This is a genomic window from Streptomyces sp. LS1784 (assembly GCF_020103755.1).
Taxonomy (GTDB): domain Bacteria; phylum Actinomycetota; class Actinomycetes; order Streptomycetales; family Streptomycetaceae; genus Kitasatospora.
Map to the genome: position 1 here is coordinate 1 of NZ_JAHSQD010001078.1, position 1217 is coordinate 1217.

The 1217-nt window shown below is 72.5% G+C and carries 2 protein-coding genes; both read left to right on the top strand.

Translation table 11 applies throughout. From position 1 onward, the window contains the following. The coding region (locus KS423_RS45745) for a hypothetical protein (protein WP_224285550.1) at positions 1 to 322 on the top strand (322 nt) is incomplete at its 5' end. 94 nt (positions 323 to 416) lie between these two features. Beyond that, positions 417 to 1076, top strand: a complete 660-nt coding sequence (locus KS423_RS45750) for a zinc ribbon domain-containing protein (RefSeq protein ID WP_224285551.1) — start codon at positions 417 to 419, stop codon at positions 1074 to 1076. The last annotated feature ends 141 nt before the right edge of the window (positions 1077 to 1217 follow it).

A 1217-nucleotide genomic window follows, 5' to 3' on the forward strand; every position in this document is an offset into this window, starting at 1 on the left:
GCCCGGCCGCCCCGAGCGGGCGTCCGGGCGGCCGGGTCCGGAGTCGGGAGGCGGAGCCGTGATGGAGAGTCAGTGCAGTCCCGGGGGCGCCGCAGGTCCGGCGGGAACGGAACCGGCGGACCGGGACGTCCAGTGGGTCTACCAGCCGGTCGAGGTGGACCTGGGGGACGGTGCCTGGGCGCTCGGCCGGATCAGCGGGTGGTGGCAGGACGCGGCCGGGCAGCGCTGGTGCCGGCTGCGGATCGGCTGCAGCGGACAGCCCGCGCTCTGGCAGCGGTTCGACCCGTCGCGGGTGCTGCTGCTGCCGGTCTCGGGGCTCTGATCCGGTCGGTCGTGGTTCCTTGGCGGAACCGTTCGGTGGGCCCTGTCGTCCCTGGGAGCGACCGCTGACAGGCCACTTAGCGACCGGGGACGACGTGACTTCGGAGATCTACTTCAGCAGCAACCATCGTGACCTGTGCGAGCAGCACGGCACCGGTGCGGGCTTCCAGTTCGAGTTCTACTGCTACCGCTGCTCGGACACCTGGCGCTCGCCGTTCGAGCCGTTCCGGACCGGTCAGATGGCCGGTTGGATAGGCAAGGGCGTCAGCGCGGCCTGGAACCTCATCGGCGGCAACGCCAACACCATCAGCAACGCCGCCGACGGACTGGCCGGCCAGACCTGGGGCACCTCGCGGGACGCCGCGTTCCAGCGCGCGATCGCCAACGCCCGGACGCACTTCAACCGTTGCGCCCGGTGCACCCACTACGTCTGCGGCCAGTGCTTCAACCCGGCCCAGGGCCTCTGCCACACCTGCGCCCCGGACACCGCGGCCGAGGCGGTGGCGGCGCAGCACCGCGGCCTCAACGACACGGTCACCGAGCGTGCGTACAAGTCCGGTCAGCAGTCCGGTGCCGAGTTCGACGTCAACGCGCCGCGACAGCTGGTCTGCCCGCAGTGCCACACCGAGACCCACGGCACGCCGTTCTGTCCGGGCTGCGGCTTCCGACTGGCGCAGCCCGTCCAGTGCACGAGCTGCCACAAGGACGTTCCGGACGGTTCCGCGTTCTGCCCGTCCTGCGGGACGAGGCGCTGACACCCCTCGGACGCACGACGGCGGGGCGCCCCCGGAGCCACGGTCCGGAGGCGCCCCGCCGTCGTGCGGGTGGGGTCCGGGTCAGCCGTACGAGAGGTTGGCGCAGGGGTCGTCGTCGGCCGATCGGGCGGTGCCGCTGAC